We start from the raw sequence: 17,047 nt of genomic DNA on the forward strand, positions 1-17,047 counted from the left end.
GCCCGCTCGGGCCCCGTCAGGCCTTGGGTTTATCGCGTTGACGCAAGTACTCGATAACGGCCTGCCGCTCCCCGGCAAACTCGATCCGCCCGCCCTTCTTCTCGCGCTGGAACACATACATCGGGTCGTAATACTCGCGCAGCAAACCCTCGATCCACGCGCGGTGCAACTCCACCGCCCCGCTGCGGCCCTGCTCCGCCAGCGCCTCTTCCATCAACACCCGCATCCGTCGATGCCGCTCGCCGCCCAGGCGCTTGTGCACGTTGTCGAGGCTATCCAGCAAGCGCTCGGAAAACCGACCGAAACCTTCCTCCCCATGCACTGCCTGAAACTCGGCAGACAAATCCACCACGTAATCGCGCAGGATCCGCTCGACGCGCTGCTCGAAACGATCTTCGAGCCAGACCATCGGGTATTGCTGCATGCCCTGATACAGCGACAGCGGCAGCGCGCAGCTGCCCACCACCCGGCTCTCATCCTCCAGCACAAACTGCTCGATGCCGGCCGCACGCTTTTTCAGGAAGTCGATGGCCAGCCGGTTCTCGAAATCGATGTTCGACGGCTGACCGGTGGCGCGCTTGCCGAAGCTGGAACCTCGGTGATTGGCATGACCTTCCAGATCCACGCTGTTGCGCAGTTGCACCAGCAGTTCGGTCTTGCCGGTGCCGGTCATGCCGCCCAGCAGCACGAAATCACACTCGGCCTGGGCTGATTCGAGGGTGTCGATCAGAAACCCCCGCAGCGCCTTGTAGCCACCGCCGATACGCGGATAGTCGATGCCGGCTTCCGACTTCAGCCACTGCTGGACGATCTGCGAACGCAGGCCGCCACGAAAGCAATACAGAAACCCCTCGGGATGCGCCCGGGCAAATGCCGCCCAAGCCTGGAGCCGTTCGGCCTTCACCGCGCCGGACACCAGCTGATGACCCAGTTCGATAGCCGCCTGCTGACCATGATGCTTGTAGCAAGTGCCGACTCGCTGCCGCTCGATGTCGTTCATCAGCGGCAGATTGAGCGCACCGGGAAACGCGCCCTTGTGAAATTCGACCGGCGCACGGGCGTCCATCAGCGGCCGGTCGTTGAGGAAGATGTCGCGATAGTCGGTGAAGTCGAGGGCCATCAATTCACCTCGACGGCGGTACTCTTTCGCTCCAGCAGTTCGCCGATGGGTTCCAGTGTCAGGCCCAGTTCGGCAGCGACGGCGAGGAATTCGGCATTGCCTTCAGGCGTCACGGCCACCAGCAGCCCGCCGCTGGTCTGCGGGTCACACAGCACTCGCTTGTGCAATTCCTGCACCCGCCCGACGCGGCTCGAATAACTGTCGAAATTACGTAAGGTGCCTCCCGGCACGCAGCCCTGTTCGAGGTAATACTCGACGCTCGCCAGACGCGGTACCCGGTCGTAAAAAATCCGCGCCGTGAGGTGACTGCCGTCGGCCATTTCCACCAGATGCCCGAGCAGCCCGAACCCGGTGACGTCTGTCATGGCGGTGACCCCGGCCAGTTTGCCGAAGCGGCTGCCGGGCTTGTTCAGCGTACACATCCAGTCCCGGGCCACGCCGATGTCGTCGGGGCGCAGCTTGCCCTTCTTCTCGGCGGTGGTGAGGATGCCGATGCCCAACGGCTTGGTCAGGTATAGCAGGCAACCGGCGGTGGCGGTGTCGTTGCGTTTCATGAAGCGCTTTTCTACAAGCCCCGTGACGGCCAGGCCGAAGATTGGCTCCGGCGCATCGATCGAATGCCCGCCGGCCAGCGCAATCCCCGCCGCATCGCACACCGCACGTCCGCCGCGAATCACCTCTCGCGCCACTTCCGGCGCCAGCACGTTGACCGGCCAGCCGAGGATCGCAATCGCCATCAACGGATCGCCGCCCATGGCGTAGATGTCGCTGATCGCGTTGGTGGCTGCGATGCGGCCGAAGTCGAACGGGTCGTCGACGATCGGCATGAAAAAATCCGTGGTCGAGACCACCCCGCGCTCGGCATCGATCTCATACACCGCCGCATCATCGCGAGACGCGTTGCCAACCCACAGTTTCGGATCAAGGTTCTGCGCCCCGCTGCCGGCCAGAATCACTTCCAGCACCTTGGGCGAAATCTTGCAGCCACAACCGGCGCCGTGGCTGTATTGGGTCAGACGGATGGGCTCGGTCATGAGGGCAGTCTCTCGGCAAGGAATGAAGCAAAGACTAGCAGAGAGCCAAACGGGGCTGCCGTGTCAATCCCTCCTAAGATAACTGAAGGCATATTGACATCACCCTTCAACCAGGGAGAATCCCCGAACGTCTAAAAAGTCAGGGATTACTTATGAAACTTCGCGCCTTCAGCCCCATGGAAGAATCGTTTATCGACAGTTGGGTACGCGAACCCGCCATCCCGCGAGCGGAAAACTTTCACGCGACTGACATTTTTTCTTCGATCACCAGCGCTGTGGGCCGGGCATTTGACGCGACGCGTGAGACGGTGGCAGAAGCCGCGGACATTGTCGGAGATAAAGTCGGCGATCTGTATGACGCCACTGTAGAAACGATTGCCGATGCTGCGGACGTTGTGACTGAAGCGGCTGAAAAGGTCGGTGATGCTGTATCCGATGCCTACAACTCCACTGTCGAAACCGCCTCCAGCGCTGCCGATGTTGTAGCTGACGCCTACACCTCGGCGGTTGAGTCCGTGGTGGAAGCGGCAGACAAAGTGGGTGATGTACTTGGCGATGCCTACGACTTCACACGCGAAACCATAGCCAGCGGTTACGACAGCTCCCGTGACTATGTGGCCGAATTCGGCACGTCAATGGCAACCTACTGGAATGCCAAAAAAGAGCTGGAAGAGCGTAAGGAAAAAAACGCGGAGGCTCGCGGTGAAATGCGCCAGAAAGCCAAGAGTGAAGTTCGGGAAAAGCGCTTCACCGAGGCACTGGCCAAAGCCAAGGTCTGCATCGATAGCCACGAAGCCTACTTCAAGATGCTGATTGCCATGCAAGCTGTCGCCCAGGCAAGCGCCGCCTGCGCCGGGGTAGCCAGCAATGAGGACAAACAGCAGATCGACGAATTCCTGATGGGTATGGGGGGCGGGTTCCTGCCAGCCAAAGTACAAACTGCAATAAACCTGCTGTCCCTCAACCCTCCCACGCTCAAAGAAGCTTTCATTCGCGCACGAAAAGTCGGACCCGAGGCGCAGCCATTGTTTGAAGAGATCATTGATTTCGTCACAACACTGAACGGCGAAATGAGTGTGACGCAAAAGGCGTTTCGCTCGGGATGGGCACAGTTGTCTGCCGCTGCTTGAAAGGAGAAACACCATGACGGATCGAATTGAACGTTTCAAAGCCCGGCAACGCCAGCAAGCAGCAATCGCCAAAGGCCCCCGACTGATTGAATTGCCTGAGGCTGATCTCGCTCGACAATTGAGTGACATCTCTATCAACCCCGTACTATTGGAGCAAAGTTTCACTGAAGCTGACTTTACGGTGGATCTGCACGTGTCTGACGATGAATCCGATGCGGTGCTCAAAGCGTACTCCGACGCTTTCAGCCAGCAACGATTCGACCAACTGGTCGGCGACAGCAGACGGGAAGTATTACAAGCCATCGCAGTGCCTTTCGGACTCGGTCGAGTGCTGGCGGTTTACGACAAGAAAGGAGGTAATGTCGACACAATCAATAACGCCAGAAACGAAGTATATGCGACCGATGCTGCAGCAAAAAAATATGCGGATCTGCCCGCGTACGATTCGACCAAGTTCCATGGGGACAAGGCTTACATCGCAAAAAACGCTAAAGATACCCTCGACCAGAATTCAGGCGTACTGAAGGACGCTTATACCAACGAAACCTTCAGCCAGAACAAGAACCAGGATCCGCGCAACCTTGATCACACCATTTCGGCGAATGTGATTCATACCGATCGTGGGCGCGTACTGGCGGACGCGGATGCGCCGACACTGGCGAATGCAGATTCGAATCTGAACCCAACCAAAAAAGCACTGAACCAGTCAAAAGGCAAAAAAAGCGCTACTCAATTCGTCGAAGAGCTGCAAAAGAACACTCAGAGCCGTCAGGAAGAAATGCAGCGCTTGTCCAACAAACAAGAGCTGACGCCCAAAGACGAAAATCGTCTGCGACTACTCAAGCAACAAGAGGCAATCGCACAAAACCCCGACCTGCTCCTGGCCAAGGACAAAGCAGCACGTGAGGCGTATGAAAAGAAGCTCAGTGATGCCTATTACAAGAGCGACAAATTCAAGGCTGATCTCGCCAAAACCAGCCTGAAGGAAGGTGGCAAGATGGCCTTTCAGCAAGCCTTCGGCGTCATGCTCATCGAATTCTTCAGCGCGACCTTCGACGAACTTACAGATCTGTACCGCAATGGCCGTTCTCACGAGTCGTTGGTGCCAGAGTTGCGGATCCGCCTGGAACGCATTGCGAAGCGAGTCGCAAATCAATGGCAAGCAGCCTTGGCGGCAGGCGGTGGAGGCTTCGTGGCCGGCGTTCTGGCCAACCTGGTGACAACGCTGATCAACGTCTTCGTCACCACCGGCAAACGCGCGGTTCGCATGTTTCGTGAAGGATTCATGTCACTGCTCAAGGCACTCAAAACGCTGCTACTGCCCCCGAAAGGGCTCACATTACGTGAGGCCGCCCACGAGGCGATCAAGATTACCTGCGCAGGCGGTGTGATCATCGCCGGGGTCGCACTGGAAGAAATCATCGAAAAACAGATGCTCATGATTCCCGGGCTAGGAGCCTTGGGCGCGGTTTTGTCAGCTGTAATCGTCGGAGCTCTGACAGGCCTGGCCAGTACCTTTGTTGTTTATCTTGTAGACAAGCTGGATCCGCTGGGCGTGAACCGGGATCGCGAGTTGATCGCGCTTAACGAACGGTCAGATCAAAACCTGAGGCAGGCGATGGCAGAAAACGACAGATTGCTTTTGGTGCTGGAAAACAGTCTCACCACCTGACACCCATCTATGCCAAGTCAGTTTTACCTGACCGTCAAAAGATGGCTTGTCGTTTCTCTTGCTTGATCAATTAAGAAAAACAAACCCTGCATGCATCGCGTGCAGGGCCTTCCTCGGGAAAACTCGTGTCTGAATTACTTGAAAACCTTCAAAAACTTGCATCCTTTGCAGCCAAATCAACAGTTGCACTTGGCATTCTTATAACGTGGGGTTACTGCGCGTTCCTGATAAATTTCTTCCCGACCGGACTCAACCTGGCAGACAGCCTGGTTTTTATCTTCATCGCGCTAGGGTTTGGTTTTTTGTACTCGTATTGGTTGGGCAGCAGTTTTATAGCGTTCAACTTTGCTTTCGCCGCATTCAAAGAAAAAAGCATCATTGACAAAGTATTTTCTATTTTATTCAGCTTGTTTTTCTTCAGCGCTCTCGCCTTGGTGGCTTATTTCATGGAGGACTGGGCTGCCTTCTTTGCGCCCATCGCCAGCGGACTCATCTTGTACATTGCAGCAAACCACTGGAAATCCGACGTATCCGATACCGCTGAAAAACAAAAGCGAGCACTGCAACGAATCGTCTTGCTGGTCATTGCCATCGTTATTCCAGCAGCCATGGTGCCACCCGTTTTCGGCAAGTTCATTGACGGAACCTTTGGCTTTATTGGAGTCCAGCAAAAAGACGTTTCACTGGTGTTAAGCGAAGAAAATCAAAGAATCATCAGCGACACCGCAAAGGAACTGAACCTCTCCATTTATGGCTGTACGAAAGAGGGAAACCAAACCAACATTGCTCATCACTTCAATGTCCTCTGGCATGGATTGGGCGAACGCAGTCTCGTACAACTGCTCGCCTACGATACTGAAAGCAAAAAATGGAACAAAAAAATCGCAAAAATCGAACTGGATCGCAGCGGCGTTAAAGTCCTGACTCCGGAGAACAAGCGAAATAGTTTCAAGACTTGTTTAACCGTCAACACCGACACGCTTTTCGATATCTACGACGACAAAATCAGCGCTAACGGAAAGAAACAACTCGCTCAATTTACTCAGGAAACCGAACTCAGGCTGGCAGCGGATCATCTGAAAATACTTTCCGCCAACATCATCGGCCACACTGACAGAATCCCCGTGCTCAAGACGGGAGATTCTAACGCCGCCCTGTCCATGCGGCGCGCCGACAGCGTGTATGCAGAGATCAAGGAACTGTTTTCCGATTTGCCTGAGGCACAAGTAAAACGCCTCGGACAGGGCTCACTACAACCCAAGTCGACATGCACCAGAGATCTGCCGCTACCTGAACAAAAGGAATGCCTAGCGGTAGACCGACGCGTTGAGATCGAACTTAAAGTACAACTGAAAGAACAATGAGCACTCGTTCAAACGGATAACAAAACGAAAGCGGTGATCAAAAAAAAGCCGCCCTTTCGGGCGGCTGAAGTGCTTCGCTCCTGAATCAGAACCCAAGACTGAAGCTGATGGTCATCGCATGGTCGTTGCTCTCGTTCGACAACTGCCCCGAATAGCCGATACCGAGTTTGCCGGTCGGGCTGATCTGGAAGTCCACGCCCGCTTCGACCACCGCGCTGTCCTTGGCAATCGGCACGCCCTGGGTGTTGAACGAGGCGCCGCCGTCGATGAAGGTCAGATCGGCGTCGGGTTTGGTGTCGCCGAAGGCATGCCGCCAGCCGAGCGCCGCGCGCGGAGTGAATTGCCCGCCGTTGGCCAGGGTGATGACCTTGCCGGCGCGCACGCCCAGGGTCGAGAAGGTGATGTCCTGATCGGACTCGGCGCGCAGGCGCCCCACTCCGCCTTTCTCCTTGGCCTTGTCGCTGTCGTAGTTGACGTACGCCAGACCGGCGAACGGTTCCAGGGCAATCCCGGCCGCTTCGATGGCATAGCCGACTTCACCGAACACCTGGGCGCTGCGCGCGTCGTAATTAGCCTTCAACCGATCGTTGTAGGCACCGACGCTGACGTCGCGCTTGGTTTCGATGTCGTGCCAGCTGTATGCCGCACCGAGGCGCACCGCCAGGGCATCGAATTGCGAGTTGAGGTACGCCGCCAGGTGGTAGCTCTCGACCGTGGCATCCGAGCGACGATCGTGAGCATCCAGATCGCTGCGGGTGTAGCCGGCGGCCATGCCGACGCGCCACTGGTCGTCGATCTGCTTGTCGGTGCCGAGCATGAAGCCGCTCAGGTTGCGATCCAGCTTCGCGCTGTTGCTGTTGCCGTCCGACTCGCCCCAGGCCCCGAGTGCGCGGGCCCAGCCGACCATTTCGCCGTGGCAGCCGTTGCTGCTCAACTGATTGTCGCTCGGGGCCAGGGCGCGGCGTGGATCGTCCGGTGCGCTGCACGAAGGCTGGCGCATACGGTCGTTGACCGCGTCCCGCACGTAGCGCGAATCCTCAAGGATTGCGCTGGCGGTGCTGGCATGGATTTCACCCGACAGACTGTCGAAGGCGTTACGTGCGCCCGCCACACTGAGATTGATGATTTCGTTCTGCAACGCAGCGCCCGCCGCGCCGTTACGCATCAACGCCGAAGCGGTGTTGCGCTGGTTGCGGGTAGCAGCGACGTCGACGAACGAGTTGCCGTTGCGGCTGACCACCAGGGTCACCGCGTTCGGGTCATACACCAGCGCCGTGTCGAGGAACGCATATTGCGGCAGATCGGCAGCGCTGAAGGTGCCGTTCACCCCGCCACCGGCGGTGATCAGCGAGTACACGGTGTTGCCGGTGAACGGCGCCAGGCTGTTGACCTGCAGACCACCGCTCAGAGTCGCGGTGCCACCGACGGCCAGCGGAGTGGCGGTCGGCGAGCTGACCGTCAGGGCCAGCACACCGTCGGCGGCGTTGGTCAGGTTGCCGGCGACACTCAAGGTGCCGTCCTCGCCACCGGAAGCCACCACGCCATGGTTGACCACCGACCCGACGCTGCCATTACCGCTCAGGCCCGCGCCATTGGCCACGGTGACCTGCCCGGCCAGGGAGGCCCGCGCCGCGCGGCTGCCGACTTGCAGCACGCCCTGATCCACCGCCACGGTGCCGCTGAAGGGTTGATCACCGGTCAGCAGCAAGCGCGCGGCACCGCGTTTGGCCAGGGCGCCGACACCGCTGAGGCGACCGTTGAACTGGCCGTTGGCGTTCTGCTGGAACACCAGCGATGCGTTGTTGAGGATGTTGCCTTGCAGGCTGGTGGTATTACCGATCAGCGTACCGCCGCTGACCGTGGTCCCGCCGCTGTAGGTGTTGGCGCCGCTGAGGACCAGAGTGCCGGAATCCAGCTTCTCGATACCGCCACTGCCCACCAGCGGTGCGGAAATTTCCGCGCTGCCACCGGCATTCACCCGTACCGGCGCAAGGCTGCCGCCCGGGCCGTTGACCGGGGTCAGCGTACCGCCAGCGCCTGGAACCAGGCTGTAACCGCTGGAGAGGAACTGCAACCCGGTGAAGTTCTGATTGCCTTGCACGGTGACCGTCCCGCTCTGCCCGCCGAACACGGCGAACTGACCGTTCGACGCCAGCGCCTGGGTACCGCTCGGATCGGTCCAGTTGGTATTCGGCCCCCACACGCCGCTGCCACCACCGATGCTGCCGTCCGGATTGGTTTTGCCACCGTTCCAGAACTGCACTTCACCCGGTGTGTTCTGTACCAGCAGGTTGACCTGATTGGCCAGCGCGGTCTGCAGGGTTAGGTTGGCCGCCGACACCGGCAGGCTGCCGTAGACCAGACCGTTGTTGGTCAGGCTGCCGCCGTAGCTGAACAGTTGATAGACCCCGGTGCCGAAGCCTCCGGCATTGCTGATGTTCAGTGTGCCGTCGAGGGTCAGGTTGCCGGCGACGTTGACCACGGTTGTGGAACTGGTGGCCGAGCCGAGGGTGAAGTCCAGGTTAGCGCCCGAAGACAACGCCAGCGAACCGACCGACAACGGCGTTGCAGTGCCGCCGCCCGTCAGCGTCGCACCGTTGGCCAGTTGCACGGCGCCTGCGAACACGCCGCTGCCGCCAATTTTCGCACCGCTGGCGACGTTGACGTTGGCACTGTTGAGCACACCGTTGACGTTCAGCGAACCGGCCTGCACCGCGGTGTTGCCGGTGAAGGTGTTGTTGCCGGTCAGCAGCAAGGCGCCGGTGCCGGTTTTGTTCAGAGTGCCGACGCCCGTCAGATTGCCGGTGTAGCTGCCGTCACTGTTCTGCTCGAAGGTCAGCGTCGCGTTGTTGACGATTGCACCTTGCAGGCTGCTGGTGTCGCCACGGGTGCTGCCGCCGTTCAGCGTCGTGCCGCCGCTGTAGGTGTTGGCGCCGCTGAGGACGAGGTCGCCACTGCCGTTTTTCACCAGGCTGCCGCTGCCGGTGATCGCCCCGATCAGCGTGGTGTTCTGGTTGCCGGCCAGGGTCAGTTGCGCACCCAGGTTGATGGCGTTGGCCAGTTGCAGCGCAGAAGTGCTGTCGAGGGTGCCATTGCCCAGCACGCTGAGGGCGCCGCTGCTGATCGCGCTGTTGTTACCCAGGATCAGCGAACCGCCGGACAGCTGGGTACCGCCGCTGTAAGTGTTGCTGCCGTTGAGGGTCAGGCTCGATGCGCCGGTCTTGATCAGACTGCCGCTGCCGCTGACCACACCGCCGAGGGTCAATGCGTTGGAGCCGGCGACGGTGAGTCCGCCGTTGAGCACCACGGCGTTGGCCAGGCTGACCGCTGCGTTGCTGTCCAGCGCCGTGCCGTTGGCGGCGGTCAACACGCCGGTGCCGAGGGCGGCGTTATTGCCGACCACGATCTTGCCGCCATTGAGCGCGGTGCCGCCGGTGTAGCCGTTGGCGGCGTTGAGCACCAGGGTGCCGGTGTCGTATTTGCCCAGTGTGCCGGCGCCGTTGAGCGCCACGCCCACGGTGGCGGTGACGTTCGGGTCGACCCGCACGGTGGCATTGCCCAGCGATCCGTTGACCAGATTCAGCGAACCGGCCGTGCCGTTCTGCAGGCTGTAGCCATCGGTGACGAACTGCATGCCGGTGATGGTTTGCGCGCCATTGACCGTGACGGTGCCCGCCGTGCCCTGGAACACCGCAAAGCTGTTGGTCCAGGCCTGATTGGTGGTGCCGTTGACGTCGGTCCAGTTGGTGGTGCCGGTGCCCCAGGTGCCGCTGCCGCCATCCACCGAACCGTTGGCGACAAGCTGGTTGCCGTCCCAGAACTGCACGGTGACGCCCGGTGCGGTGACCAGCAGATTGATCTGGTTGGCCAGCGCGGTTTGCAGGGTCAGGTCGCCCGGGGTGACGCTGCCCGGCACGGTGCCGATCAGCATGCCGTTGTCAGTCAAGCCACCGGTGTAGTTGATCAACCGGTACACGCCGCTGCCGAAACCGCCGATGTCGCTGACGTTGAGCGTGCCGTCGAGGGTCAGGTTGCCACCAACGTTGACCAGCGGGTTGCCGCCACCGGAGACCGGTGTGCCGAGGCCGACATCGAAGTTGGAGTTGGCGTTGAACACCAGCGAATTCACCGACAGCGTGCTGCCAGTGGCGCCGGCCAGATGACCACCATCCGCCACGGTCACCGCCCCGCCGAGCGAGCCGCCGCCAGTCAGGGTGCCGCCGCTGTTGACCAGCACACTGGCGCTGTCCAGCGAGCCGCTGACGTTCAAGGTACCGGCGTTGACCGTGGTGTTGCCGGTCAGGCTGTTGAGGCCGGTCAGGGTCAACGTGCCGGTGCCGAGTTTGCTCAGTTCGCCGGTGCCGGTAAGTACACCGTCGAAGATGCTGCTGGCGTTGTTGCCGCCGATGCTCAGCGTGTTGCCGCCGCCGATCAGTGCAGTGCCGCTGCCGGTCAGGCTGGCGAGGCTGCCGGAGCCGCCGAGGTTGAGGGTCGCCGCAGCGCCGAGATTGACCCCGGCGTTGCTGCCGAGTGCCGAGTTGCCCAGCGTGGTCAGGCTGCCGGATTGCACGTCGAAAGTGCCGCTGAAGGTGTTGTTGCCGGACAACGTCAGGTCGGCCAGACCGTTCTTGGTCAGGGTGCCCGCCCCGGCGATCACGCCACCGAGGGTCAGGTTGTTGTTGCCGGCCACGCTGAGGTTGGCATTGACGTTGATGTTGTTGGCCAGCACCAGCGGCGCCGTGGTGTCGAGGGTCGAGGCGCCCGCCACGGTCACCGCGCCGGAACCCAGACCCGCCGAGGTGCCGAGGGTCACGGTGCCGGCGTTCAGTGTGGTGCCGCCGCTGTAGGTGTTGATGCCATTGAGGGTCAGGTTGGACGCGCCGTTCTTGATCAGACCGCCAGTGCCGCTGACCACGCCGCTGAGCGCCACGTCGCTGTTGCCGGTGTTGGTCAGATTGGCGTTGAGCACCACGTTGTTGCCCAGCGACACGGAGGTGTTGCTGTCCAGCGCCGAGGCACCGGCCACGGTCAGGTTGCCCAGACCGAGAGCGCCGTTGCTGCCGGCGGTCAGGGTGCCGGCGTTGAGGGTGATGCCACCGAGGAAGTTGTTGGCCCCGCTGAGGATCAGGTTGGCCGCGCCATTCTTGGTCAGGCTGCCGGCGCCGTTGATCGCGCCGCTCAGCGTCAGATCGTTGCTGCCGACGATGCCGAGGTTGCCCGCCAGGTTGATCGCGTTACCCGCCGTGAAAGCGCCGCTGGCATCCAGGGTGGTGCCGTTCGCCGCGTTCAGGGTGGCCGAGCCCAGCGCGCTGTTCGACGCCAGAACCAGACCGCCCGCATTCAGTGCCACCGGCCCGAGGAAGGCGTTGTTGCCGCCGAGGGTCAGGCTGGCCGAGCCGTTCTTGATCAAGCCGCCGGTGCCGGAAATGACACCGTTGAGGGTCAGCGCATTGCTGCCGAGCAGTGTGAGGTTGCCGTTGAGCGTGGCGGCGTTGGCCAGGGTTACGGCGGTGTTGCTGTCGAGTTGCGTGCCGGCATTGGCAATCAGCGCGCCGGTGCCCAGCGCGGTGTTGCTGCCGACGACCAATGTGCCGCCGTCCAGTTGCGTGCCGCCGGTGTAGCTGTTGGCGCCGTTGAGTACCAGAGTGCCCGCGTCGAGTTTGTTGAGAATCCCGCTGCCGTTGATGTTCACGCCGACCGTGGCGGTCACGCCCGGATCAACCCGCATCGCCGTGGTGCCACCGCTGCCGTTGACGGCGGTCAGCAGACCCGACGAACCGTTGACCACGTTGTAGCCATCGGTGAGGAACTGCATCCCGGTGAACAGTTGCGTGCCGTTGACCGACACCGTGCCGGCCGTGCCCTGGAACACGGCGAAGTCGCCGGCCCAGGTCTGGTTCAACGTGCCGTTGGAATTGGTCCAGTTGGTGCCGCCGGCAGTCCATGTACCCGTGCCGCCATCCACCGTGCCGTTCGGGATGGTCTGGCTGCCATCCCAGAAACGCAGGTTGGTGTTCGGGGCCGACACGATCAGGTTGACCTGATTACCCAAGGTCTGCACGAGGATGTCGCCGAGGCCATAACCCACCGGCACACCCGCCACAGTCAGGCCGTTGTCGGTCAGCGCGCCGATGTAGTTGAACAGGCGATAGACACCCACGCCGAAGCCGCCGGCATCGGTGACGTTGAGGTTGCCGTCGAGGGTCAGATTGCCGCCGATGTTCATCAGCGAAGAGGTCGATGGCGTGGCGAGGCTCGCGTCGACATTACTGTTGGCGGTGAGAATCAGCGACGAGGTCGACAAGGTATTGCCCGAAGACAACGCCAGATGACCGCCGCTGTTGACGGTGATGAAGCCCAGCGCCGAACCGGTACCTGTGAGGGTCGCACCGTTGTTGACGTTGAGCTGGGAACTGGCCAGGGAACCGGTGAGGTTCAGCGTACCGCCGTTGACGTTGGTGTTGCCGGTGATGCCGTTGATGCCGGTGAGGTTCAGTGTCCCGGTACCGACTTTGGTCAGGGTGCCGCTGCCACCGAGGTCGCCGTCGAAGGTGCTGGTGCTGCTCACGCCGCCCACGGTCAGGGTGTTGCCGCCGGCGACCTGCACGCTGCCGCTGCCGCTCAGCCCGTTGAGGCTGTTGCTGCTGTTGAGAAAGAGATTGGCACCGGCGCTGATATTGGCGCCGGAAGTATTGCCCAGCGCCCCGCTGCTCACGGTGGTGACGCTGCCGGAGGCGATGTTCAGCGCGCCGGTGAAGGTGTTGTTGCCGCTGAGCGTCAGATCGCCGAAGCCGTCCTTGGTCAGGCTGCCGGCGCCATCGATCACGCCGCTGAGGTTCAGGGTGTTATTGCCGGCCAGGGTCAGGCCGGCGTTGAGAGTAATGTTGTTGCCGACACTCATGCCGGTACTGGTATCCAGCGTCGAAGCGCCGCCGACGGTCAGGCCGCCACTGCCCAGCGCAGCGGCCGAGCCCAGTGTCAGCGTACCCGCGTTGAGCGTGCTGCCGCCGCTGAAGGTGTTGGTCCCGTTGACGGTCAGGTTGGCTGCGCCGTTCTTGATCAACTGGCCGGCGCCGCTGATCACGCCGCCGAGAGTCAGGTCCTGGGTACCGCCGACGCTCAGCGCCGCATTGAGCACGACTGCGTTCGCGAGGCTGACCAGCGGTGAACTGCTGTCGAGCGTTGCCGCACCGCCGACGGTCAAGGCACCGGTGCCGAGCGCCGAGCTGTTGCCGACAGTCACCGTACCGGCGTTCAGGGTGGTGCCGCCGGCGTAAGTGTTGGTGCCATTGAGGTTCAGATTGGCCGCACCGTTTTTCACCAGGCTGCCGGCGCCAGCGACGGTCCCGGTGAGGGTCAGATCGGCGCTGCCACCGATGTTCATCGCACCGGCGAGGTTGACCTGATTGCCCAGAGTGACGGCGGTGTTGGTGTCCAGCGTGGTGCCCGCCGCTGCGTTCAATGCGCCGCTGCCGATCGCGGTGTTGCTGCCGACAATCAGCTTGCCGACGTTCAACGCGGTGTTGCCGAAGTAGGTGTTGGCGCCGTTGAGGATCAGGTCGGCCGGGCCGCTTTTGGTCAGGCCACCGACCCCGGAGACCACACCCGCGAGGGTCAGCGCATTGCTGCCGCCGAGGGTCACGTTGCCGCCGAGATTGACGTTGTTGGCCAGGCTGGTCGCGGTGCTGGCGTCCAGTGTGGTGTTGTTGCCGGCATTGAGGATGCCGGTGCCGAGGGCCGTGTTGGAGCCGACGATCAGTGTCCCGGCGTTCAGCGACGTAGAGCCGGTGTAGGTGTTGTTGCCGGTCAGGGTCAGGGTCGACGAGCCGGTCTTGATCAGGTTGCTGCCGCCGCTGATCACGCCGCCGAGGGTCAGCGGGTTGGCGCCGCCGGCGGTGAGGTTGGAGTTGAGGGCAATCGCGTTGTTCAGCGTCACGTTGGCGCTGCTGTTGAGCGTTGCGCCCGCCCCGCCCACGGTCAGCGTGCCGGTGCCGAGTGCCGCGCCGTTGCCGACGGTCAGGCTGCCGGCGTTGAGCGCGGTGCCGCCGGTGAAGGTGTTGGCGCCGTTGAGGGTCAGGTTGGCCGTGCCGTTCTTGATCAGTTGACTGGCACCGCTGAGCACGCCGCCCAGGATCATGCCGTTGCTGCCGCCGATGGACAGGTTGCCATTGAGCGCGACGTTGTTGTTCAGGATGACCGAGGTGTTGCTATCGAGAGTCGCGGCGCTGGCGACAGTCAGGGCGCCGCTGCCCAGAGCGGCGGCGTTGCCGACGGTCAGGGTGCCGGCGTTCAGCGTGGTGCCGCCGCTGAAGGTGTTGGCGCCGTTGAGAATCAGGTTGGCCGCGCCGTTTTTGGTCAGCCCGCCGCTGCCGCTGACCACGCCACCGAGGGTCAGGTTGGCGTTGCCGGCAATGTTCAGATTGCCGCCGAGGGCGACCGCGTTGCTCAGCGCCACGGTGGTGCTGGCGTCGAGGGTGGTGCCCGCTGCTGTGGTCAGTGCGCCGGTGCCGAGCGCGGTGTTGGAGCCGACGATCAGCGTTCCGTTATTCAGCGCGGTGCCGCCGGAGAAAGTGTTGTTGCCGCTGAGGGTCAGGTTCGCGGTGCCGCCCTTGATCAGGTTGCCGGCGCCGCTGATGACACCGCTCAGGCCCAGCGCCTGGGTGCCGCCGATGGTCAGCCCGCCTGCCAGCGCCACTGCGTTGGCCAGGGTCACGGCGGTGGTCGCATCCAGCGTGGTGCCGGCCGCCGCGTTCAAGGCGCCCGTGCCGAGGGCGGTGTTGCTGCCGACGAGCAAACTGCCGCCGTTGAGCGCGGTGGTGCCGCTGTTGGTGTTGTTGCCGGTCAGGGTCAGGCTGGCGCTGCCGCTTTTGGTGATCGCGCCGGTGCCGGAGACGATGCCGGCCAGGGTCAGGGCATTGCTGCCGAGCACGTTCAGCGCACCGGTGATGCCGACGTTGTTGGCCAGGGTCACGTTGCCGGTGCTGTCGAGGCTGGTACCGTTGCTGGTGTTGAGGACACCGGTGCCCACGGCGTTGTTGTTGCCGACGCGCAAGGTGCCGGCGCTGAGGCTGGTGATCCCGGTGTAGGTGTTGATGCCGTTGAGGGTCAGGCTGCCGCTGCCGGTTTTGGTCAGGTTGGCGGCGCCGCTGATCACTCCGCCCAGGGTCAGCGCACCCGTGCCGGTCGCGGTCAGGGTGCTGTTGAGCGTGATCGCGTTAGCCAGCGAAATCGGCGCCGTCGCCGAGATGCTCGAAGAGCCGCCCACGGTGATGCCGCCGGTGCTGAACGCCTGGTTGTTGCCCACCAGCACTACGCCGCCGTTGAGCACGGTGTTGCCGGTGTAAGTGTTGATGCCGTTGAGGTTGATCTGGCCGCTGCCGATCTTGGTCAGGCCGCCGGTGCCGGAAATCACCCCGTTCAGGGTCATGCCGTTGATGCCCTGCAGAGTCAGGCCAGTCCCGCCCAGGTTGATCTGGTTGGACAGCGTCAAACCGGCATTGCTGGCCTGCAGAATCCCGCCGTTGGACGTCAGCACACCGCTGCCGAACGCCGCGTTGTCGTTGAACTGCGCGACACCGCCATTGAGGGTGGTCGCACCGCTGACCAATGGCCCCTGCAAGGTCCAGGTGCCGCTGTTGAGGGTCAGGTTGTTGAAGTTGACGTAGGTTGCGCTGGACGCCGTGCCGGTCCCGGTGGTACCGCCGCCGAGGCCGATCGGGTTTTGCAGGATCAGCGTGTTGGTACCGGCCGCACCGCCATCGATCGTCCCGGTCGGGGCGAAGGTCAGGTTGATGCCGATCAGGCCACCGAGGCCGACGGAGACTTGCACACCGTCGCCGACGTTAACGCTGGAACCGGTGATCGCGTAGAAGGTGTTGGTGCTGCCCGCCCCCATCGACACGCCGCCGGTGATGTTACCGGCGTTGGTGAAGGTGTTGCCCGCCACCGACGTCTCGAACGCGACCCGGCCGTTGATCGTACCGGTGGCGCTGTTGGTCATGTTGACTTGTGAACCGCCGTACACACCGACCACTGGCGTATCGGCCAGGGTGATGCCGCCAACCGACAGCCCCGTGGAGGTAATCGTGCCGTCGTTGGTAATGGTCGTGGTGCCCGACACCGAGTTGTTCACGGCAATCCCCAGCCCGTCGATGCTGGTCAGGTTGAGGCCGAGCAACATGCCGGTGCCGCGAATGAGCCCGGTGGTGTTATTGACGATGCTCACGGTGCTGGTTGCGCCGGTGCCGATGAACGCGCCGCCACTGAGGATCGACACCAGGCCGAGCAAGGCCGGGTCGAGGGTGCCGGAGTTGTTGAGGTTGATGTTGGCGCCGGTCAGGTTGATGACCTTGCCACCCAGGGTCGCGTTCATCTGCGCGCCGTTGGTGACGTTGAACGTCAGGCCGCTGGTGGCACTGCTGTAGTCATTGAGAAACAGCGGCAGGGTCGGAACGCCCGAACAGGTAATCGTGGAGCCCGCCGCCGAACAGGTGGCAAACGCCTGCTCGCTGACGCCACCGAAAAGCAGCCCGGCGACGCTCAGATGCACAGCAAGGGACAGTGGGGAAAAACGCGAAACGAGGGCGACACCAAACCTTGCTTCCACGGGTTACTCCTTGCGTGGCCAATTTCGTCCTTGAAGGCGTGCAACTGCGGCAAGATTCAGCACGCGTATCAAGCGTATGACGGTCATCAGATAAACCGTCGCATTCCAGACACACGCTAGT

Annotated in this window: 6 protein-coding genes; 3 read left to right on the forward strand and 3 right to left on the reverse strand. The window is 62.0% G+C overall.

Annotated features, from left to right (window positions below):
- Positions 1-16: 16 nt before the first annotated feature.
- Both mnmH and selD read right to left on the reverse strand, forming a co-directional pair.
- The gene (mnmH, locus tag LOY31_RS19165; RefSeq protein WP_258712047.1) at positions 17-1,120 is read right to left on the reverse strand and encodes a tRNA 2-selenouridine(34) synthase MnmH; all 1,104 of its coding nucleotides are present in this window, start codon (positions 1,118-1,120) and stop codon (positions 17-19) included.
- On the reverse strand, positions 1,120-2,154 hold the full coding sequence (gene selD, locus LOY31_RS19170) for a selenide, water dikinase SelD (RefSeq protein WP_085608285.1): 1,035 nt from the start codon (positions 2,152-2,154) through the stop codon (positions 1,120-1,122). Before selD ends, mnmH begins: the two co-directional genes overlap by 1 nt.
- Before the next feature lie 152 nt (positions 2,155-2,306).
- Here selD and LOY31_RS19175 point away from each other — a divergent pair, with 152 nt between their 5' ends.
- From LOY31_RS19175 to LOY31_RS19185, 3 genes are all read left to right on the forward strand, one after another.
- Entirely contained in the window at positions 2,307-3,284 is a 978-nt protein-coding gene (locus tag LOY31_RS19175) for a hypothetical protein (RefSeq protein ID WP_258712048.1), read from the forward strand.
- A gap of 13 nt (positions 3,285-3,297) precedes the next feature.
- Positions 3,298-4,956 carry a hypothetical protein gene (locus tag LOY31_RS19180; protein ID WP_258712049.1) on the forward strand — a complete coding sequence of 553 codons (1,659 nt, stop codon included), beginning with the start codon at positions 3,298-3,300 and terminating at the stop codon, positions 4,954-4,956.
- A gap of 125 nt (positions 4,957-5,081) precedes the next feature.
- Positions 5,082-6,320, forward strand: coding sequence for an OmpA family protein (locus LOY31_RS19185; RefSeq protein WP_221535513.1), 1,239 nt, complete (start codon positions 5,082-5,084; stop codon positions 6,318-6,320).
- Between the two features lie 85 nt (positions 6,321-6,405).
- Here LOY31_RS19185 and LOY31_RS19190 read toward each other — a convergent pair whose 3' ends face one another.
- A complete protein-coding gene (locus LOY31_RS19190; protein ID WP_258712050.1) occupies positions 6,406-16,926 on the reverse strand; it encodes an autotransporter-associated beta strand repeat-containing protein in 10,521 nt (3,506 codons plus the stop codon).
- Positions 16,927-17,047: the final 121 nt, after the last annotated feature.

The sequence above is a fragment of the Pseudomonas sp. B21-021 genome, assembly GCF_024749205.1.
In the GTDB taxonomy this organism is placed as follows: domain Bacteria; phylum Pseudomonadota; class Gammaproteobacteria; order Pseudomonadales; family Pseudomonadaceae; genus Aquipseudomonas; species Aquipseudomonas paraglycinae.